At 65.7% G+C, this 19,989-nt stretch carries 17 protein-coding genes and 1 pseudogene; 9 read left to right on the top strand and 9 right to left on the bottom strand.

The features are described 5' to 3' along the window. Positions 1 to 58 precede the first annotated feature (58 nt). The 3 genes from ACXI0D_RS03195 to mtgA form a co-directional block, all read right to left on the bottom strand. Positions 59 to 490: a CBS domain-containing protein gene (locus ACXI0D_RS03195; RefSeq protein ID WP_014038158.1), complete on the bottom strand. Its 432-nt coding sequence runs from the start codon at positions 488 to 490 to the stop codon at positions 59 to 61. Continuing rightward, complete coding sequence (locus ACXI0D_RS03200; RefSeq protein ID WP_101765936.1) at positions 450 to 1,469, bottom strand: glycosyltransferase family 2 protein; 1,020 nt, start codon at positions 1,467 to 1,469, stop codon at positions 450 to 452. The genes ACXI0D_RS03195 and ACXI0D_RS03200 overlap by 41 nt, the downstream gene beginning before the upstream one ends. Before the next feature lie 64 nt (positions 1,470 to 1,533). Next, positions 1,534 to 2,283 (bottom strand): monofunctional biosynthetic peptidoglycan transglycosylase, encoded by a 750-nt coding sequence (gene mtgA, locus ACXI0D_RS03205; RefSeq protein WP_014038160.1) that lies wholly within the window; start codon positions 2,281 to 2,283, stop codon positions 1,534 to 1,536. A 77-nt stretch (positions 2,284 to 2,360) separates the two neighbouring features. Here mtgA and hslO point away from each other — a divergent pair, with 77 nt between their 5' ends. The 3 genes from hslO to ACXI0D_RS03220 all read left to right on the top strand — a co-directional run bounded on the left by hslO (position 2,361) and on the right by ACXI0D_RS03220 (position 7,491). Beyond that, the gene (hslO, locus tag ACXI0D_RS03210; protein ID WP_049442992.1) at positions 2,361 to 3,254 is read left to right on the top strand and encodes an Hsp33 family molecular chaperone HslO; all 894 of its coding nucleotides are present in this window, start codon (positions 2,361 to 2,363) and stop codon (positions 3,252 to 3,254) included. 116 nt (positions 3,255 to 3,370) lie between these two features. Then, complete coding sequence (locus tag ACXI0D_RS03215) at positions 3,371 to 4,219, top strand: XOO1806 family protein (RefSeq protein ID WP_014038162.1); 849 nt, start codon at positions 3,371 to 3,373, stop codon at positions 4,217 to 4,219. A 383-nt stretch (positions 4,220 to 4,602) separates the two neighbouring features. Continuing rightward, positions 4,603 to 7,491, top strand: a complete 2,889-nt coding sequence (locus ACXI0D_RS03220; RefSeq protein ID WP_049442991.1) for a TonB-dependent receptor domain-containing protein — start codon at positions 4,603 to 4,605, stop codon at positions 7,489 to 7,491. 141 nt (positions 7,492 to 7,632) lie between these two features. Here the strand turns inward: ACXI0D_RS03220 and ACXI0D_RS03225 are convergent, their stop codons facing one another. Then, positions 7,633 to 8,235, bottom strand: a complete 603-nt coding sequence (locus tag ACXI0D_RS03225) for a TetR/AcrR family transcriptional regulator (protein ID WP_479642293.1) — start codon at positions 8,233 to 8,235, stop codon at positions 7,633 to 7,635. A gap of 153 nt (positions 8,236 to 8,388) precedes the next feature. Here ACXI0D_RS03225 and ACXI0D_RS03230 point away from each other — a divergent pair, with 153 nt between their 5' ends. From ACXI0D_RS03230 to ACXI0D_RS03240, 3 genes and pseudogenes are all read left to right on the top strand, one after another. Then, positions 8,389 to 9,306, top strand: a complete 918-nt coding sequence (locus ACXI0D_RS03230) for an alpha/beta fold hydrolase (RefSeq protein ID WP_479642294.1) — start codon at positions 8,389 to 8,391, stop codon at positions 9,304 to 9,306. Beyond that, entirely contained in the window at positions 9,303 to 11,780 is a 2,478-nt protein-coding gene (locus ACXI0D_RS03235; RefSeq protein WP_014038165.1) for an acyl-CoA dehydrogenase, read from the top strand. Before ACXI0D_RS03230 ends, ACXI0D_RS03235 begins: the two co-directional genes overlap by 4 nt. Before the next feature lie 75 nt (positions 11,781 to 11,855). Further along, positions 11,856 to 12,322 (top strand): annotated as a pseudogene (locus ACXI0D_RS03240) (hotdog fold domain-containing protein). Between the two features lie 477 nt (positions 12,323 to 12,799). Here ACXI0D_RS03240 and ACXI0D_RS03245 read toward each other — a convergent pair. Together ACXI0D_RS03245 and ACXI0D_RS03250 are read right to left on the bottom strand one after the other, a co-directional pair. Then, positions 12,800 to 13,150 carry a DUF1304 domain-containing protein gene (locus tag ACXI0D_RS03245; RefSeq protein WP_479642295.1) on the bottom strand — a complete coding sequence of 117 codons (351 nt, stop codon included), beginning with the start codon at positions 13,148 to 13,150 and terminating at the stop codon, positions 12,800 to 12,802. Positions 13,151 to 13,180: 30 nt separating this feature from the next. Further along, on the bottom strand, positions 13,181 to 14,509 hold the full coding sequence (locus ACXI0D_RS03250; protein ID WP_479642296.1) for an NTP/NDP exchange transporter: 1,329 nt from the start codon (positions 14,507 to 14,509) through the stop codon (positions 13,181 to 13,183). 284 nt (positions 14,510 to 14,793) lie between these two features. On the opposite strand from ACXI0D_RS03250, the gene ACXI0D_RS03255 reads away from it, so the two are divergent. Then, positions 14,794 to 16,194, top strand: coding sequence for a serine hydrolase domain-containing protein (locus ACXI0D_RS03255; RefSeq protein ID WP_075676850.1), 1,401 nt, complete (start codon positions 14,794 to 14,796; stop codon positions 16,192 to 16,194). A gap of 168 nt (positions 16,195 to 16,362) precedes the next feature. Here ACXI0D_RS03255 and ACXI0D_RS03260 read toward each other — a convergent pair whose 3' ends face one another. After that, the gene (locus tag ACXI0D_RS03260) at positions 16,363 to 17,121 is read right to left on the bottom strand and encodes an SDR family NAD(P)-dependent oxidoreductase (protein WP_479642297.1); all 759 of its coding nucleotides are present in this window, start codon (positions 17,119 to 17,121) and stop codon (positions 16,363 to 16,365) included. Positions 17,122 to 17,235: 114 nt separating this feature from the next. On the opposite strand from ACXI0D_RS03260, the gene ACXI0D_RS03265 reads away from it, so the two are divergent. Beyond that, positions 17,236 to 18,129 carry a LysR family transcriptional regulator gene (locus ACXI0D_RS03265; RefSeq protein ID WP_479642298.1) on the top strand — a complete coding sequence of 298 codons (894 nt, stop codon included), beginning with the start codon at positions 17,236 to 17,238 and terminating at the stop codon, positions 18,127 to 18,129. 119 nt (positions 18,130 to 18,248) lie between these two features. Here ACXI0D_RS03265 and ACXI0D_RS03270 read toward each other — a convergent pair whose 3' ends face one another. After that, complete coding sequence (locus ACXI0D_RS03270; RefSeq protein ID WP_032130057.1) at positions 18,249 to 18,767, bottom strand: hypothetical protein; 519 nt, start codon at positions 18,765 to 18,767, stop codon at positions 18,249 to 18,251. A 183-nt stretch (positions 18,768 to 18,950) separates the two neighbouring features. Here ACXI0D_RS03270 and ACXI0D_RS03275 point away from each other — a divergent pair, with 183 nt between their 5' ends. After that, a complete protein-coding gene (locus ACXI0D_RS03275) occupies positions 18,951 to 19,250 on the top strand; it encodes a hypothetical protein (RefSeq protein WP_135967637.1) in 300 nt (99 codons plus the stop codon). 292 nt (positions 19,251 to 19,542) lie between these two features. On the opposite strand, the gene gcvH is transcribed toward ACXI0D_RS03275, so the two are convergent. Further along, positions 19,543 to 19,938, bottom strand: coding sequence for a glycine cleavage system protein GcvH (gcvH, locus tag ACXI0D_RS03280; RefSeq protein ID WP_006464497.1), 396 nt, complete (start codon positions 19,936 to 19,938; stop codon positions 19,543 to 19,545). Positions 19,939 to 19,989 lie beyond the last annotated feature (51 nt).

Below are 19,989 nucleotides of genomic sequence, written 5' to 3' on the forward strand. Positions count from 1 at the left end.
CTTTGGCTTTGAGCTTCAAAAAGCGGGCCGGCGGGCCGCAGGCCCGCCAGCGAACAATTCACCCTGCCACGATGTACTGCTGCAGCTGGTCCAGCTCGCGCCGCTGCGCATCGATCACCGACTTCACCAGATCGCCGATGGAGATCACCCCCAGCACCTGCGCGCCCTCGACCACCGGCAGGTGGCGGATGCGGTAGTCGGTCACCAGTTGCAGGCAGTGCTCCACCTTCTCGCCCGGCGACACGGTCACCACCTGCGCCGTCATGATCTCCGCCACCGCGGTATCGCGCGACGAACGATCACGCAGCACGATCTTGCGCGCGTAATCACGCTCGGACAGGATCCCGACCAGCCGCGGCCCGTCCATCACCAGCACCGCACCGATGCCCTTTTCCGCCATCAACCGGATCGCATCGATCACCGCCGCATCCGGCGCGACCGCATGTACTTCAGGAGACTTGCCGTCCAACAGTTGCCGTACCGTCGTCATCTGCCTGCCCTCCGAGGGTGGGTTGCAGGGCCGAGTCTGCCACGGCGGATGCTAGCCACGCGTCAACCAGGTACAACGGCCGCTGCTTGGACTCTTCGTACAGCCGCCCCAGGTACTCGCCGATCAGGCCCAGCGCGATCAGCTGCACCCCACCCAGGAACAGGATCACCGCCATCATCGTCGGCCAACCCGCCACCCGGTCGCCATACAGCGCCGCCTTCACGATCACCCACAGCCCGAACACGAACGCGACCGCTGCGGTTGCCAGGCCCAGGTAGGTGGCGGCTCGCAGCGGCACGGTCGAGAACCCGGTGATGCCTTCAAGGGCGAAATTCCACAGCCGCCACAGGCTGAATTTGCTGGTGCCGGCCACGCGCGCGTGGCGGTGATAGGGCACGGCAATCCGCTTGAAGCCTACCCAGCTGAAAAGCCCCTTCATGAAGCGGTGGCGCTCACGCATCCCGCGCAGGGCGCTCAGCGCGCGCGGCGACAGCAGGCGGAAATCTCCGGTATCAGCCGGAATCGGCGTACGCGACAGGCGGCCCATCACCCGATAGAACACCGCTGCCGTGGCGCGCTTGATCCAGGCCTCGCCATCGCGGGCCATGCGCGTGCCGTAGACATTGTCATGGCCCTCGCGCCAGCGCGCGACGAACTGCGGCACCAGCTCCGGCGGATCCTGGCCGTCGGCATCGAGGATCATCGCAGCACCCTCGTGCACCAGATCCAGGCCTGCGGTCAGCGCCGCCTCCTTGCCGAAGTTGCGCGACAGCTTCAGCGCCGAGACGCGCGCATCGGCCTGGGCCAGCCCGGCGATCACCTCCCAGGTGCGATCGTGGCTGCCGTCATCCACATAGAGGATGTGGCCGTCGATGTCGGGCAGGCCGTCCAGCACCGCGCACAACCGCGGATGCAGCAGCGGCAGTGCCAGGGCCTCGTTGTAGGCGGCGATGACAAAAGTGAGCCGTTCGCGGGTCATGCCCGGATTGTACGTTGCCCGCCGGGCGCACGGCCCGTCGCCTGTCGATCACGCCACGCCTGTCTCAGTCCTCCGACAGGTATGACGCGCCCCCCAGCTGGCGCGCCTGGCGCTGGATCCATGCGGCGCGCCGCTGCACATACGGCCCCGGTGCGGCCGCGTTGTAGCGTCGCGGTGCCGGCAGTACCGCCGCCAGTCGCGCGCTCTCGGCCGGGCTCAGCCGGGCCGCGTCCTTGCCCCAGTATTTCTGCGCTGCCGCCTGCGCGCCGTACACACCATCACCGAATTCGGCGATGTTGGCGTACATCTCCAGGATGCGCTCCTTCGGCCACAGCGCCTCGATCAGCACCGTGTACCAGACTTCCAGGCCCTTGCGGATCCAGCTGCGGCCCTGCCACAGGAACAGGTTCTTGGCCACCTGCTGGCTGATCGTGCTGGCGCCGCGCAGGCGCCCGCCCCTGGCGTTGTGGTCGCGGGCCTTTTCGATGGCCTGCAGGTCGAAGCCATTGTGGTCGGGGAAGCGCTGGTCCTCGGCCGCCACCAGCGAGATCGGCAGGCTCGGGGCCATCTGGTCGAGGTCGCGCCACTGGTAATGCAGCCGATAGGACCAGTCGGCCTCGCCCAGCGCCTCGCCATAGCGCCACAGCATCACCGTGGACACCGGCGGGTCGATGAACCGCAGCACCAGCACCTGCAGGCAGCTGAAGGCGGCCAGCAGCACCGGCAGCCACAGCAGCCGCTTCCAGCGCCAGCGTCGCCGGCGCGGCGCGGCCACCACCGCCTCTACCTTGTGCTGCTCTCCCGCTGCCCCCATTACTGGTGCATCCTTCTTCTGTCTGGTTGTCGGCGCATTATCCGGCAACCGCCCCCGTTTACGCGCGATGTGAGCCGATGACCGCCAACTCCGATTCCCTGATCCGTTTCCTGCTCCCCGACGCCGGCGTCCGCGGCGTGCATGTGCGCCTGCAGGCCACCTGGCAGGAAATCCTGTCCCACGCCGCGTACCCGGACGCCGCTGCCGAGCTGCTCGGCGAGGCCTGTGTCGCCTCGGCACTGTTCACCGGCCACACCAAGATCGACGGCCGCCTGTCGGTGCAGCTGCGCAGCAGCACCGCCCTGCGCACCCTGTTCGCCGAATGCACCGCCGCCGGCACCCTGCGCGGCATCGCCCAGCTCAGCGAAGGCGCCGACGCGCCGCGTGACCTGTCCAGCCTCGGCGAGGACGCCATCCTGGCCATCACCATCGAGAACCCCGGCCTGGACCCGCGCGAGCCGCAGCGCTACCAGAGCCTGGTCGCGCTGACCGCGCCGGAACTGGACGAGGCCTTCGAGGACTACTTCCGCCAGTCGGAGCAGCTGCCGACCCGCCTGCTGCTGGCGGCCGACCGCAACGGTGCCGCTGGCCTGCTGCTGCAGAAGCTGCCGGGCGACGAAGGCGACGAGGATGGCTGGGCCCGCGCCAGCGCCTTGTTCGAGACCCTGGGCAAGGCCGAGCTGCTGGCGACCCCGGCCGAGCAGCTGCTGCACCGCCTGTTCCACGAGGAGCGGCCGGAACTGCTGGGCGACAAGCCGCTGTCCTTCGCCTGCTCCTGCTCGCGCGAGCGGGTGGCCGGCATGCTGCAGTCGCTGGGGGAAGAGGAGGCCCGTGCGGCCGCCGAGGACACTGGCGCCGTCGAGGTGCGTTGCGAATTCTGCGGGCGCGAGTATCACTTTCCATTGACGGAGTTCGGCATACTGTTCCACGGCGCCCAGGGGGTTGTACCGGCGCCTGAACGACTTCAGTAAACGGCAGTCTTGTACCTGGGGAGGATCAAGGCTTGTTAAGAATTCATAAACACCCTAGGATCAGGTTCCCGTCCCCACGGGAACTTCCGTTGTCCGTCCCTGTCTGAACTGGTCCGATGCGTACCTACCTGCGTCTACCGCTGGCCCTGCTGATCGCCCTTGGCGCGATCACGGGCGTGCATGCGCAGAGCAAGGACACCCGCACCGTCCTGCCGGTATGGAACAAGGGCAGCGGCAAGGTCGAGGCGCTGCTGTACCTGGAACCGACCGGTGAACAGGCAGCCGGCGCCCGCTGGCATTTCGGCCGCAATTCGCTGGACGCGGCCTTTGGCCTGTCCTCCGGCGATTCGCTGGGCCTGCTCTGCAACAGCAGCAGCGGCACCAGCATTAGCGGCCTGGCCAGCCATTGCATGCTGGCCAGCCTGGGCGACGAGGATGATCTGAACAGCCGTCGTTTCAGCGGTACCGCCGCGCTGAACCGGGGCAACAGCCGCCTTGGCATCACCGCCGGCACCGGCCGTGAAACCCTGCCCGCCTGGTTGTCGGGCCCGAACAAGACACCCTCGCTGCGCGCCGAGCAGAACGATCTGACCGTGTTCGCGCAGAAGAACATCGGTCGCGAAGGCTTCGTCTCCATTGCCGGTACCTACGCCAAGGCGCGCCTGGTTCCGCTGGCCGACGCCTCGCCGGCCATCGTCGACCGCTGGGACAGCAAGAGCCTGAGCATCGGCGCCGGTTACGGCAACTTCACCGGCAGCATCATCGGCCGCGTGGTCGACGTCCCGGGCAAGCCCGGCAAGTGGGAAGGCCTGGGCATCGGCCTGACCTGGCGTACCCCGTGGTCCGGCCAGCTCACCGTCGGCGCCGAGAATGTGATCAGCCGCGGCAAGAATCCGTTCTCCCCGCGCAACGAAAGCAACGACGACGGCACCGTGCCGTATGTGCGTTACGAACAGGATCTCTGATCCCGGTAAACAGGCTCAGCAACGATATTCCCAAAGGCGCCGAAAGGCGCCTTTTGCATAAGCATGCCTGCTACGCACTTACGTAATCGGTATCGCCACTGGGCGATGAAACAGTGCGCATCGACATAGTGAGATACATTTCAATCGAAACTTTTTTCATCATTCTGCGTTAACAAACGAGGCAGAACGTCATGCCCATACCAGCAACCTTTTGATTGGCATGGAGAAAGCGCATTTTTACCAAAATCACAGACTTGATTAACACAGCTTTAATTCTTGGCGAACGCCCGTTACTATCGGGTCAGCCTCGCGATTTGGGAGCGCTTTTTCGCTCCCCCGCCGGGCATTAACCCCAGCCAAGATTTCTTGGAGAGAGAGAGCCAATGAAACTCAAGTCCAGCCAGCTGCGTGACGCAGTTGTGATCGCGCTTGTCGCCGGTGCCACCACCGCGACGGCCCACGCCCAGGAAGCCACCAACCTCGACCGTATCGAGGTCACCGGTTCGCGCATCCGTCAGGTCGATACCGAAACCGCCCAGCCCGTCCTGAGCATCAGCCGCGCTTCGATCGAGAAGAGCGGCTTCAAGACGGTTGCCGACGTCCTGCAGAACATCTCTGCCGCCGGCAGCCCGGCCATCAGCCGTTCCGAGCCGCTGTCCTCCGGTGAAGCCGTCGGTGGCTTCTACATCGACCTGCGCAACCTCGGTGCCGAACGCACGCTGGTGCTGGTCGACGGCAAGCGCCTCGGCGCCAGCGTCAGTGGCCTGCAGGACGTGTCGCAGATTCCGTCCTCCATCGTCGAACGCATCGACGTGCTGAAGGACGGCGCCTCGTCGATCTACGGCTCCGACGCGATTGCCGGCGTGATCAACATCATCACCCGCAAGAACTTCCAGGGCCTGGAAGCCAATGCCTACGTCGGCCAGTACGGCGAAGGCGATGGCCAGAAGAGCAGCTTCGACTTCGTGGCCGGCTTCACCGGTGATCGTGGTTCGGTCACCATCGGCGCCGAATACGCCGAAGAAAAGGCCGTCTGGGCCAAGGATCGCTGGTTCAGTAAGTCCCAGCGCACCAACCGCCACCCCGACCGCGGTTGGACCTCGGTCAGTCAGTGGGGCGCGCTCTATGATCTGAATGATGAAGAAGCACCGCTGCTGACGCTGAACCGTGGCGGAAATCCGTTCGATCCGAACGCCTATCACGAGACCGACCTCACCCCGATCACCGGTGACGTCAGCAACTCGAACGAGCAGATGCACCTGCTGACGCCGACCAAGCGTCGCTCGGTGTTCGCAAACGTGCAGTACGACCTGACCGACAACATCCGCTTCGTCTCCGACCTGCTGTACACCCGTCGCGAGTCGCAGGCCCAGGTCGCCGGTTATCCGCTGCAGTCGGCCGACTACGAGCGCCAGCTGGGTACCGTGCTCTCGCAGGACAGCTACTACAACCCGTTCGGCACCGACATGGGCTTCATCCGCCGTGGCTGGGAAGTGCCGCGCCTGTCGACCAACAAGCTGACCACCTTCCGCTTCACTGGCGCCCTGCAGGGCAGCTTCCAGTTCAATGACAAGTACTTCGACTGGGAAGCCGGCTACATCTACCAGAATTCGGAGAACCTGCAGACCCAGACCGGCAACTACAACATGCTGGCGGTCACCCAGGCCACCGGTGCGTCGTTCCTCAACCCGGCCACCGGCCGCGTCGAGTGCGGCACAGCCGCCGGCCTGGCCGCAGGCACCAACCCGATCTATGGCCCGGGCCCGGGCGGCTGCATTCCGTGGAATCCGGCCATTCCGTACGGACGTACCGGCGACGGCGGCCTGACCGGCAATCCTGCCCTGCAGCAGTTCCTGTTCCCGACCACCAAGAACACCGGTGAAGTCACCACCAAGACCTACTACGCGAACATCGCCGGCAGCCTGTTCACCCTGCCCGCCGGCGACCTGGGCTTCGCACTGGGTTACGAGTACCGCGAAGACAAGGGCACCTACGTTCCGGATGCGCTGTCGCAGTCGGGCTACTCGACCGATCTGGCCGCCGGCCCGACCGGTGGTGGCTACAACGTCAACGAAGTCTATCTGGAGCTGAACGTTCCGATCCTGGCTGACCTGCCGGGTGCCAAGGAACTGAGCTTCAACGCCGCATCGCGCTACTCGAAGTACAACACCTTCGGCAACACCACCAACAACAAGTTCGGCCTGAAGTGGAAGCCGATCGACCAGCTGCTGGTGCGTGCAACCTACGCCGAAGGCTTCCGCGCGCCGACCATCGACAACCTGTACGGCGGCAGCTCGCAGACCTTCGCCTACTTCACCGATCCGTGCGATACCGATTTCGGTCTGGCTGCCAGCGATCCGGCCACCGCCCAGCGTTGCGCCGCCGCCCTGGGCGCACTGGCCCCGAATTTCCGCCAGCTGAAGCAGGGTTACGTCCCGGCGGAAGGCCAGGATGAGCAGAGCCCGGTGCCGTTCAACGCCGTCTCCAACCCGAACCTGACTCCGGAAAAGTCCAAGTCCAAGACCGTCGGCCTGGTGTGGAGCCCGACCTTCGCCCAGGGCCTGAACATGAGCCTGGACTGGTGGAACATCAAGATCACCAACACCATCGTCACCGACGATCCGACCACCCAGCTCAACGACTGCTACGTGCTCGGCATCGCCGACCGCTGCAACTCGTTCACCCGCGACGCAACCCGCGGCATCGTGACGAACCTGACGTACGCACCGCGTAATGCCGGTTACCAGGAAACCGAAGGCTTCGACTTCGATGTGGCCTATCGCTTCGAAACCAGCAGCTGGGGCAGCTTCAACGCCAACCTGCAGAACACCTACGTCAGCAAGAACGTGCTGAAGACCACCAATGCCGAGTCGGTTCCGGTGTCGGTGCTCAATGGCTTCAGCAGCAACTTCCGCCTGCGTTCGAACCTGGTGCTGGGCTGGGAATATGGCGATTGGGGCATCACCTGGGGTACCCGTTACTTCTCCAGCGTGAAGGAACAGTGCTACTTCTCGACCGAGTGCAGCCTGCCTGACTTCGGCTCGCCGGATCCGGCACGCAACCAGCCGATGAACCGCCGTGGCGCCACCACCTTCCACGACGTCCAGGTCTCCTGGAACGCACCGTGGAATGCAACCATCGCCGTGGGCGCGCGTAACGTGTTCGACCATTACGGCCCGCAGATGTACTCGGCACCGAACTCGCAGTACTCCTACTACGGTGGTTACGACATCGGTCGCTTCATGTACATGCAGTACAAGCAGAAGTTCTGATCGGCAGCCTGATCAGCTGATGCAGCAACGGCCCCGCAAGGGGCCGTTGTTCTTTGTGCCGCATGGAAACAGCTGGCCAGCGCGCAACAAAAAAAGGCCGCGGCATCGCCGCGGCCTTGCTTCGACATCATTCCCTGGCGCTCATCCGTTCGGAATCAGCGTCTCGATCAGATGCTCGACGTACGCCTCGAAATCCTCGCGCGCCTGCTTGGGTTGCTGCAGCTGCAACGACAACTGCAGGAAGCCGACATAGGCGGCGTAGGCAAGACGTGCGCGATGACGCGCATCGGTCGAGCTGAGCCCGGCCTGGCGGAACGAGGCGACCAGATAATCAAGGCGGCGCTGCGAGACGCGGTCGATCACCGGCCGCACCATCGGATGATCCAGTGCCTTCAGCAGCTCGCTGTAGATGATGTGCGGCTGCACTTCATGCGCCACCATCTGGAACAGCTGGCGCAGGCGCACGCGCGGATCCCTCACGTCTTCCAGGCTGCCGAACACCTGTTCCTGTTCGAACAGTTCCCAGCGTTCCAGCGCCGCCTGCAGCAAGGCATCGCGCGAAGGGAAATGCCAATAGAAACTGCCCTTGGTGACGCCGAGCCGCCGTGCCAGCGGCTCCACCGCGACGGCGCCGACACCTTGTTCAGCAATCAGATCGAGGGCCGCCTGGGCCCAGTCTTCGGCACTCAGGCGGCTGTTGCGGCCGGCGCGCGGTTCGCCGGCGGAAGCGTCAGGTTGATTCATGGGCTGATTTAACCATACGCCGGGGTTCGTTGCAGTACGCGGTTGCGGTCGAAACCGTCGCAGATCCCTCGGGAGGGTCAATTCAGGCGCGTTCCGCAGCGCACCATACCGTGCAGTATTGACTTCCCCCCGAAGCGATCCATACTAGCAAGTATGGTTACGTCCCCACCTCCCGCTGCGTTCCATGACCTGCACCTGGACGCCGCCCATGGCGCCCGTCTGGCAGCCACCGCCAGCGACCATGGCCGGCGCGGCCGGGTGCTGTTCGCGCATGGCTTCGGCCAGACCCGCCACGCCTGGAATGCCACCGCTCGCGCGCTGAACGCGGCCGGCCTGCAGACGCTGGCCTATGACGCCCGCGGCCACGGCGATTCGGACTGGAATGCCGCCGACCTGCCCTATCACGGCGAACAGTTCGCCGATGACCTGATCGTGCTGGCCGGCGAGCAGCCGCGTCCGCCGGTACTGGTTGCAGCATCGATGGGCGGGCTGTTCGGCCTGCTGGCCGAGTCGCGCTGGCCGGGCCTGTTCTCGGCGATGGTGCTGGTCGACATCACCCCGCGCTGGGACACCGCCGGCGTCGAGCGCATCCTGGCCTTCATGACCGCCCATCCCGACGGCTTCGCCTCGCTGGCCCAGGCCGCCGACGTGATCTCGGCGTATATGCCGCACCGCCCACGCAAATCCGAGCAGTCGTTGCGTGCACTGCTGCGCGAGGACGGCCACGGCCGCTGGCGCTGGCACTGGGACCCGCGCCTGGTGGCCGAACTGGCCCGCGACAGCGAGCAGCACCAGGATGCACTGGCCGAGGCCGCGCGCCAGGTGAAGTGCCCGCTGCTGCTGGTCAGCGGCGGACGCAGTGACCTGGTCACGCCGCAGACCGTGGCCGAATTCCTGGCGTTGGCGCCGCATGCGCGCCATGTACAGCTGCCGCAGGCCACGCACATGGTCGCCGGCGATGACAACGACGCCTTTACCGCTACTGTGTTGGACTATCTGGACGTGTTGCCCGCAGCGGACGCTGCGGCTTCGTCCGCCACAAACGAGCACGTCACCGGAGCACGCTCATGAGCATCGTTCTTCCCTTCCTCGCCCTGCTGCTGGCAGGCGCGTTCGTCGCCTACCACCGCATGCGGCTGGTTACCTGGACGCTGATCAGCGTGGCCCTGCTGGCCGCCTGCTGGTTCATTCCCTACGTCAACCAGACCGCCACGATCGTCGCGGCCGCCGTGCTGGCCGTCATCGCCGTGCCGCTGCTGCTGCCGTTCATCCGCAAGCCGCTGCTGACCGGCCCGATGATGAAGGTGTTCCGCAAGGTGCTGCCGCCGCTGTCGCAGACCGAGCGCATCGCGCTGGAAACCGGTTCGGTCGGTTTCGAGGGCGAACTGTTCACCGGTGATCCGGACTGGAACATCCTGCTCAACTATCCCAAGCCGCAGCTGACCGCCGAAGAACAGGCCTTCCTTGATGGCCCGGTGGAAGAGCTGTGCACGATGGTCAACGACTGGGAAATCACCCACGTCCACGCTGACCTGCCGCCGGAACTGTGGGCCTTCATCAAGAAGAACAAGTTCTTCGGCATGATCATCCCGAAGGAATATGGCGGCCTGGGCTTCTCCGCGCTGGCCCACCACAAGGTCATCCAGAAGCTGGCCTCGGTGTCCTCGGTGGTCAGCTCCACCGTCGGTGTGCCCAACTCGCTGGGCCCGGGTGAGCTGCTGGTGCATTACGGCACCCAGGAACAGAAGGACCAGTACCTGCCGCGCCTGGCCGATGGCCGCGAAGTTCCCTGCTTCGGCCTGACCGGTCCGTTCGCCGGCTCCGACGCCACCTCGATCCCGGACTACGGCATCGTCTGCAAGGGCGAGTGGAACGGCGAGCAGGTGCTCGGCGTCAAGCTGACCTTCGACAAGCGCTACATCACCCTGGCCCCGGTCGCTTCGCTGATCGGCCTGGCCTTCCGCATGTACGACCCGGATGGCCTGATCGGCGAAACCCGCGACATCGGCATCACCCTGGGCCTGCTGCCGCGCGACACCGCCGGCGTTGAAATCGGCCGTCGCCACTTCCCGCTGAACTCGACCTTCCAGAACGGTCCGATCCGCGGCAAGGACGTGTTCATCCCGCTGACCCAGCTGATCGGTGGCGCTGCCATGGCCGGCAAGGGCTGGAACATGCTCAACGAGTGCCTGGCCGTGGGCCGCTCGATCACCCTGCCGTCCACCGCCAGCGGCGGTGCCAAGGCCGGTGCTGCGGTGACCGGCGCCTATGCGCGCATCCGCAAGCAGTTCGGCCTGTCGGTCGGCCGCTTCGAGGGCGTGGAAGAAGCGCTGGCCCGCATCGGCGGCAAGGCCTACAAGATCAGCGCACTGTCGCAGGCCACCGCCGCCGCGGTCGATCGTGGTGACGTGCCGTCGGTGCCGTCGGCGATCGCCAAGTATCACTGCACCAACATGAGTCGCGAAGTGATCTCGGACATGATGGACGTGATCGGCGGCAAGGGCATCATCCTGGGGCCGCGCAACTTCGCCGGCCGCAGCTGGCAGGCCGCGCCGATCGCGATCACCGTGGAAGGCGCCAACATCATGACCCGCAGCCTGCTGATCTTCGGCCAGGGTGCGATCCTCTGCCACCCGTGGGTGCTGAAGGAAATGAAGGCCGCGCAGGATCCGGATACCCGTGCCGGCCTGCAGGACTTCGACCGCAGCCTGTTCGGCCACATCCGCTTCGGCATCTCCAATGCCGTGCGTTCGTTCTGGTTCGGCCTGACCGGCGCGCGCTTCGGTGCCGCCCCGGGCGATGCCTATACCCGCCGCTACTTCCGCAAGCTGGACCGCTACTCGGCCAACCTGGCGCTGATGGCCGACATCTCGATGATGACCCTCGGCGGCAAGCTGAAGTTCAAGGAATCGCTGTCCGGCCGCCTGGGCGATGTGCTGAGCCACGTCTACATGACCAGCGCCATGCTCAAGCGCTACCACGACGAAGGCGCACCGCAGGCCGACCAGCCGCTGCTGGCGTGGGCCTTCCATGACAGCGTGCACAAGATCGAAGAGTCGCTGTCGGCCGCACTGCGCAACTTCCCGATCCGTCCGATCGGCTGGCTGATGTGGGCGCTGATCTTCCCGCTGGGACGTCGCGCCGAGGCTCCGGGAGATCGCCTGAGCCGCCGTGTCGCCGCCCTGCTGATGGCACCGAATGAAGCCCGCGACCGTCTGGCCAGCGGCGTGTTCCTGACCCCGTGCGAGAACAACCCGGGCGGCCGCATCAACAGCTACCTGAGCAAGGCGATCATGGCCGAGCCGGTGGAGCGCAAGTTCCTGAAGGCACTGAAGAGCAAGGGCATCGAGGCGCTGGACTTCAAGGCGCAGCTGGACGAAGCCGTGGCCGAGGGCGTGATCACCCAGGACGAGCGCAGCCTGCTGGAAGAGCTGCGTACGCTGACCCTGGACACCATCACCGTGGACGACTTCGACACCCACGAACTGCGCGCGGCCAGCTACTACGACCGCCAGCACAAGGATCCGCATTCGCAGGCCGCCTGATCGCCCGCGAAACGCGTTGCCTCGACGGCGGGCCTCGGCCCGCCGTCGCTTTATCCGCCGACCGGAATACCCCTCATGTCCACGTCCCTGCTCTCGCTCTACCACCGCCTGCAGCGCTGGCCCGCGGGCAACTGGCTGTTCTCACGCGCGGTGTGCTTCAAGGCGCCCTACTTCGCCAGCATCGCGCCGCGCATCACCCCCTGGAGCACGGCCGCTGCGAAGGCACGCTGGCCGACCGCCGCAGGGTGCGCAACCACATCGGCACGGTGCACGCGATCGCGATGTGCAACCTGGCCGAACTGACCGCCGGGTTGATGGTCGACGCGTCGCTGCCAAAGGGCATGCGTTGGATCCCGAAGGGGATGCAGGTGCAGTACCTGGCCAAGGCACGCGGCACGCTGCAGGCGGTGGCGCTGCCGGCACAGCCGATTGTCGTCGCGGCCGAGGGCTATGCGCTGCCGGTGACAGTGAGCGTGCGCGACCGTGCGGGCAACGAGGTGTTCAGCGCGGTCATCGACATGTGGATGTCGCCGGCGAAGTGAGGTTCCCGCGAACGGCGCAGCCCCTCGTGGGTGGACGGCGAAAGCGGTTTATCGGTTGGGCCGGAGGGATGGGTCCATGCGGGGACGCCGCAAGTACGTCCCTGTAGGCTTAGCCGCGCCATCCATGGCGCGGATACCCCGCCCGGCCCCACCCCTCCGGCCTCGGACAGATCACTGCGGCGTCCAGCCACGGAAGAGAAAAAAGAAGAGCAACAGCAAAAGCGGCCCACCGGCCGCTTTTTGCTGTTGCTGTTGCTGTTGCTCTTGATCTTCTTTTTCTTCTCCGTGGGCTGGCCGCGCACGGAAACTGTCAGGGGCCGGGCGGGTTGGGTTCGCGGGGGTGTCCGCGGCATGGATGCCGCGGCCAAGCCTACAGGGACGTACTTGCGGCGTCCCCCGCGAACCCAACCCGCCCGGCCAACCCCATGACAAGCTCCACGCGACCAACCCACGAGGGGCTGCGCCGTTGGCTGGAAACTACGCTACCGCGCGAAACACCAACGCCAGGATCGCAGGCACCGCCTGGATCATGAAAATGCGGCGGCTCACGCTGAAGGCGCCATAGCACCCGGCCACCACCACGCAGGCCAGCGAGAACGTCACCAGCACCGGTTGCTCGATCATCAGCCCCACCACGATGCCCGCCGCCAGGAAGCCGTTGTACAGGCCCTGGTTGGCCGCCAGCACGCGCGTGGTCTCGGCCTTCTCCGGCGTGTTGCGGAAGGTCTTCAGGCCCAGCGGGCGGGTCCACAGGAACATCTCCAGCACCAGGAAGTACAGGTGAAGCACCGCGACCAGTACGGTCAGCAGCAGCGCGATCAGCGACATCGTTTCTCTCCTCGGGAAGATGGGGCCGCGTCAGCGGTCGCGCGGCAGTTTCTTTTCTTCGCGCAGCACGCCGAACGCAGCCAGGGTCATGAAGCCGGCCACCAGCACGCCGCCGATGAACACCACGTGCGAACCGAACAGGGTCAGCGCCTTGTGGACCCAGGTGAAACCCAGGTCCGCGCCGCGGTACACCACGGTATCGATCGCCGCGCCGGCCTTGTAGCGCCACTGCCGGTCCACGCGCGTGTAGATCGTCTCGCGTGCCGGCTTGGCCAGCGCGAACTCGCTGGCACGGGTCATCACCTGCACCACCGCGACCATCAACGGCATCGGCGAGGCTGCCAGCACCGAGAAGCCGATCAGGATCGCGAACCCGGGAATCAGCAGCGCCGGCGCGATGCCATGGCGTGACAACAGCCAGCGGGTCAGGCCCACCTGCATCAGCAGCGCCAATGCATTCACTGCCAGGTCGATGCGCGAGAAGAACGCGGTACTGGCCGCCGGGTCGGTGAAGGACGCGCGCACGATGCTGGCCTGCTGGTTGTACAGCAGCGTGCCGACGCCCACGCCGAACACCACCATCACCGCCAGCCAACGCAGCAGCGGCTCGCGCACGATCAGTTTCAGGCCGTCGAGCACGCTGCCGCCCATCGGCTGCTCGCCGGAGACCAGTTGCTGTTCGCGCTCGCGCAGCACCGCCCAGTGACGCAGCCGCCAGATGCACAGCAGGCACACGACCAGGAACCCTGCCGAGACCAGCATCAGGTTGGCGATGCCCACGCGCTGCACCAGCGCACTGGTGATCAACGGGCCCAGGAAGGCACCGAGGGTACCGGCGGCGCCGATGTAGCCGTAGTAGGCACGCGCCTGCGCATTGGAGAACACATCGGCCATGAAGCTCCAGAACACCGCCACCGCAAACAGGTTGAACACCATGACCCAGAAGAAGAAGGCCATGCCCCGGCCGGGTACGCCGCTGTCGAACAGCACGTAGAACCCCAGCAGGGTGACGATGAAGAAGCCATACACCGCCGGCAGGAACACCCGCCGCGGGAAGCGGCTGACCAGCCAGCCGTACACCGGCTGCAGCGCCAGCATGATCACGAACACGCAGGAGAACAGGAACTGCAGGACGAAGTCCTTCAACGCGACGCCGTGGCTGGCGAACCAGGCGATCAGCACGGGCGGGAACACCGTTTCCAGGTCCGCCGAGGCGGCCATGGCCTCACGCACCGGGCGCAGCACGTAGTAGCCGCTGAGCAGGCAGAAGAAGTACAGGAACGACCACCACAGCGCCGGCGACTCGCGCAGCGCCGCCGTCAGGCCTCGCAGCGGCCCCTTGCCCGGTGCAGCGCTCACGCAGCGCCCCTCGCCCACAGACGGCGGTTGGACAGCAGCATGGCAGGCTCCGGGGCAGTGAAGCGCGTACGTTAGCCAATGCACCGCAACATCGCCAGCGTGACGCGCCCCCGCGCCTGCGGATGGGCACGACGACCGGCCGGGATGACACGTTCCGATACACACTTTCGGGGCGTCAAAATTCCAACTTTTTCAACAAGATGCGCATTCATCTTCGCTTTGTTTGTGCACAGGGGAAAAGCGGCGCTAGAATCGCCATCAGCAGTCGCGCACGGGTCCAACCGATGAAAAAGAACAGCCTGCGTCGTCCGATCCGTTCGGCGGCCACCGGTTTGCTGGGCATGTTGATGCCCGTTGCCTTGTCCACCACCGCGCAGACACCGCCGGCATTGCCGCCGATGCCGACCAACATCGAATCCGCGACGGCTCCCACCGTCGCCCACACCCAGCCTGCGGCCTACCGCACCGGCCTGGTGCCGCACGTCCAGGCGCCGGCGGCTGGCTTCAACGTCGCCAACATCGAATCGATGGCGCAGCAGCTGACCTATGGCGAGCGCGTGCCAGGCATGGCGGTGGCGATCGTGCAGGGCGGCCGCATCCTCAGCGCGCGCGGCTATGGCGTCACCGACGTCAACAACCCGCTGCCGGTCGATGCGCACACCGTGTTCCGCCTGGCCTCGCTGTCCAAGGCCTTCGCCGGCACCATGGCCGGCCTGCTGGTCAACGACGGCACGCTGCGCTGGGACAGCAAGGTCACCGATTACGTGCCGGGCTTCCGCTTGAACTCGCCGGAAGCCACCGATCGCCTGACCGTGGCCGACGTGCTCAGCCATCGCGTCGGCCTGCCGTACAACGCCTACGACCGCGACATCGAAGGCAACGCCGAGTACTACTCGCTGACCCAGAAGCTGGCCAACACCAGCCTGAAGTGCCTGCCGGGCGACTGCTACGCCTACCAGAACGTGGCCTTCAGCCTGATCGGCGACGTCGTCTATGCGGCCTCCGGCAGCTTCTACGAGCAGTCGGTCGAGCGCCGCATCTTCAAGCCACTGGGCATGAACGATGCCAGCCTCGGCCTGGCCGGCATCCAGGCCAGCTCGCGCTGGGCGCGCCCACACGTGCGCAGCCGTAACGGCTGGGTTTCGCTGACGCCGAAGCCGACCTACTACCGCGTTGCTCCGGCGGCCGGCGTCAACGCCAGCGCCAGCGACATGGCGCAGTGGCTGCTGGCCCACACCGGCCATCGCCCCGACGTACTGCCGGCCCCCCTGCTGGCCACCCTGCATTCGAGCCTGATCAACACCCCCGGCGAGATGCGTTCGGGCTGGCGCCGCGAGCGCCTGCATTCGGCCGGCTACGCACTGGGCTGGCGTACCTTCGACTACGCCGGCCACGACGTGGTGTTCCATGCCGGTGCCGTGCAGGGCTATCGCGGCCTGGTCGCACTGGTGCCGGAACGCGATCTCGGCATCGCCATCCTCTGGAATGGCGAAAGCGGCCTGCCCAGCGGCCTGCTGCCGACCGTGCTCGACTCCGCGCTCGGCCTGCCGGCGCAGCGCTGGCTGGACGTGGACACTGACTTCGGCAGCGACAACCTGATGGCCGAGGGCGCCAGCCCGGCGCAGCAGGACAAGCGCAAGGGCAAGGGCGCCTCGGGCAATCGCGCGGTGGCTTCGCCGCGCTGATCAGCCGGGCTCGACAGTGAGCATGAAGGGCGGCCTGCGGGCCGCCCTTTTTGTTGGCCGTTGTAGCGTCGAGCCCTGCTCGACTGTTCGTGCAAAGCAGTCGAGCACGGCTCGACTCTACAGACACGAAGAAGCAGTCGAGCACGGCTCGACGCTACACATGCGGAACTAGTGCGCGAAGTAGTGCATGCCGCCGTCCACCGGAATCACCGCACCGGTGATGTAGGCGGCCAGCGGCGAGGCCAGGAACGCCACCAGCGGCGCCACTTCCTCCGGTTCACCGAAGCGTCCGATCGGGATGTTGCGGGCGATGAACGCGCGTCGGCTTTCCTCGGTGGGGTGCAGGCGGTCCAGGATCTGCGCGCTGTTGATGCGCCCCGGTGCAATCGCGTTCACCGTGATGCCCTGCCCGGCCACCTCCGACGACAGGCCCTTGCTCCACAGGTGCAATGCCGCCTTCGCCGCGGTGGCAGCGTTCACCGCCCGCGGTTCCATCGAACCGCTGAAATTGATCACCCGTCCCCAAGCCTGCGCCTGCATGCCGGGCAACAGCGCCTGGGTCAGCCGTCGCGCGGCGGAGAAGTTCAGGGCGATCGCTTCGTCCCAGATATCGTCATCGGCATCGACCGTGGTCGGCCGGGAACCGCCTGCGGCATTGACCAGGATGTCGACACGTTGCAATGCCTCTCGGGATGCGTCCGCGATGCGCCGGACGTCGCCGGCAACCGTGACATCGCCAGCCACGATGACAGGTGTGGCGCCGCCTTCGGCTTCGATCCGTGCCGCCAACGCCTGCAGGGGTGCCTGCTGACGCGAGGTGATGGCAACGCGCACGCCCTGGGCCGCCAGCTGCCTGGCGACGGCAGCACCGATGCCACTGGCCGCGCCCGTCACCAACGCGGTACGGCCTGCAAGATTCAAGTCCATGGTGTTCTCCTGTCAGCATGGCCGGCACATCCGGCCCGTGCACGACATGCTGTTTGATCACCCCTGATTGATAAACTCCGCGCAGGTTTCAGCATTCAACACCCGGGGTGTCAGATGAACCTGCTGGAAAGCATGCAGGTCTACGTGCTGATCGTGGACAAGGGCAACCTCAGTGCCGCAGCCGCGGCGATGGACATCTCGGCGACGATGGCCGGCAAGCACCTGCGAGCATTGGAAGCACGGCTGGGCATGCAGCTGTTGAGCCGTACCACGCGCCGCCAGCACATGACGCCGTTCGGCGAAGACTATTACACCCGCTGCCGGGAGATCCTGCGCCTGGTGGAGGAAACCGACGCGCAGGCGCAGCACCAGCACCTGGCACCGGCGGGCACGCTGCGCATCAGTGCACCGGTGATCTTCGGCACGCATGCGCTGGTACCGGCACTGGCCGAGTACATGGGGCGCTATCCGGATGTCCGGGTCGACGCCACGCTGACCGATCGTGTGGTCGACCTTGCAGAAGAGGGCTTCGAAGCGGCGCTTCGGATCGGCACGCTGGCCGACAGCAGCATGCTGGTGGCGCGTGCGCTGACCCCTTATCGCCTGATGATGTGCGCCTCGCCGGCGTACCTGGCCAGGCATGGCACGCCACTCAGCGTGCAGGCACTTGCCGGCCATCAATGCCTGTCGTTCGAACCCAGCGCACTTGCACAGTGGCTGCAGGCCGATGCTGGCGGGCTCGACCGCGTGCCCGATGGCAGGCTGCAGATCAACAATGGCGAAGCCCTGCGTTCGGCGGCGCTGCAGGGTCTGGGCATCGTCCTGCAATCGACGCTGCTGCTGGCCGGCGATGTCGAGGCTGGGCGCTTGGTGCAGCTGCTTCCAGAACACGGCCAGGCCGGTCGGCCGATGCACGTGGTCTATGCGCACGACCGTTACCACTCCACCCGCCTGCGCAGCTTCCTCGACTTCCTGGTGGAGCGCTTTCCAGCGGCGCCGCAGGGCTAGCGCCGATCGTCAGCAAAACAGTCGAGCCTGGCTCGACGCTACAAACGGCCCATAAAAAAACCCCCTCCCCGCTGGGCAGCCAGGGAAGGGGGTTTCAGGATGCGGCTATCGGGAAGTACTTAGATCAGCGGCGCCGGGGTTGCCGGCAGAGCGACCGGAGCGGCCTTCTTCTTGCGGGCGGCCGGCTTGCGCTTGGCAACCTTCTTCGCTGCCTTCTTCGGGGCAGCCTTCTTGGTGGCCTTCTTCGCGGTCTTCTTTACTGCCTTCTTGGCGGTCTTCTTGACGGCCTTCTTGGCAGTCGCCTTCTTTGCGACCTTCTTGGCCGGCTTGCGGGCCGTAGCCTTCTTGGCAGTCTTCTTGGTGGCCTTCTTGGCTACCTTCTTGACGGCCTTCTTCGCGGTCTTCTTGACGGCCTTCTTGGCAGTGGACTTCTTGGCTACCTTCTTCGCCGCCTTCTTCACTGCCTTCTTCGCAGTGGTCTTCTTGGCGACCTTCTTCGCAGCCTTCTTCACTGCCTTCTTGGCGGTCGCCTTCTTCGCGACCTTCTTCACTGCCTTCTTGGCAGCGGCCTTCTTCGCGACCTTCTTCACCGCTTTCTTGGCGGCGGGCTTCTTCTTCGCAGCTTTCTTGGTTGCCATGGGATGGCTCCTCGTCAGTGATAGGGAGTTGAAACGCCCAGTTGGATCAAACCCGCGGATGCTGCGTGCGGGGACCGCCGGCGCGTCAGGCGCGCCGTTACGGATGCGGCAATGCCCGCCTCGATCGGCGGAGCGGGCATCGGAACGGGAGTTGCCTTGCATTTCTCCGGGGGAAGCGGGGCCATGTCCACCGTCATCAGGGTCGCGGTGGTCTTGAAGGGGCTGCTTCGCATCGGACGATTGATTCTGCGCACTCGGTTGGGCAGGCAAGGTCTGCTGAGGCGAAACCTAATCACGGTTTTTTTTACTGTCAACAACCCCCGCGAAAAATTTTCACATCCGCGCCGTCCCGGGCGCCGCCGGCGCCACCACTCTGCACGGCCTGCAACGACGGCGGAAGCGGCGCGCACGCGCGTTGCCTGCATCGATGCCAATGCAGGCGTTGATCAAAAAACACTTGAAATAAGCACTCCGCGCAGATAGGCGCAGGTTGGGCACAACAGCGCACGCGCAACGTCGATGGTCACCGGCACCGCCGCCAACGCCAGCACAACGGCGCCGCAACGGGGGGCGAAAAGTTTTCACATTCGAACGCTTCGGCGCGGGGCTGAAACGCGGATTTGCGCAAAACTGCGCACGCCCATCGGCACCGTTCGTCTGTCGGCTGATGCCACGCCGAGGGTGCGCAGCGAACCCCGCGTCATGAGTCCGACGCGGTCGCCAAAACAAAAACGGCCACCCGAAGGTGGCCGTTCCAGAATCCGGAAACGACGACTCAGTGGTCTTCGTTCTCCAGGGCTTCAGCGTATGCGTCCGGGTCCAGCAGCTCGTTGACCTCTTCGGCGTTGGTCAGTTCGACCACGAACATCCAGCCTTCGCCGTAGGCATCTTCGTTGATGGTTTCCGGCTTGTCAGACAGGGCCGAGTTGACCTCGACGACCTTGCCGCTGATCGGGCTGTAGACGTCCGAGGCGGCCTTCACCGACTCGACGACGGCGATCTGCTCGCCGGCCTTGGCGTCGGCGCCGACTTCCGGCAGTTCGACGTAGACCAGGTCACCCAGCAGGCCCTGGGCGTGGTCGGAAATACCGACGGTGACGCGGCCATTGCCTTCGACACGGGCCCACTCATGGGACTTGAGGAACTTGAGGTCGCCGGGGATCTCGCTCATGGGACTGCTCCAGAGATATGCAGGGGTGGAAAAAACGGGGCTAGTGTAACC

Source organism: Stenotrophomonas sp. C9D9, assembly GCF_056491205.1.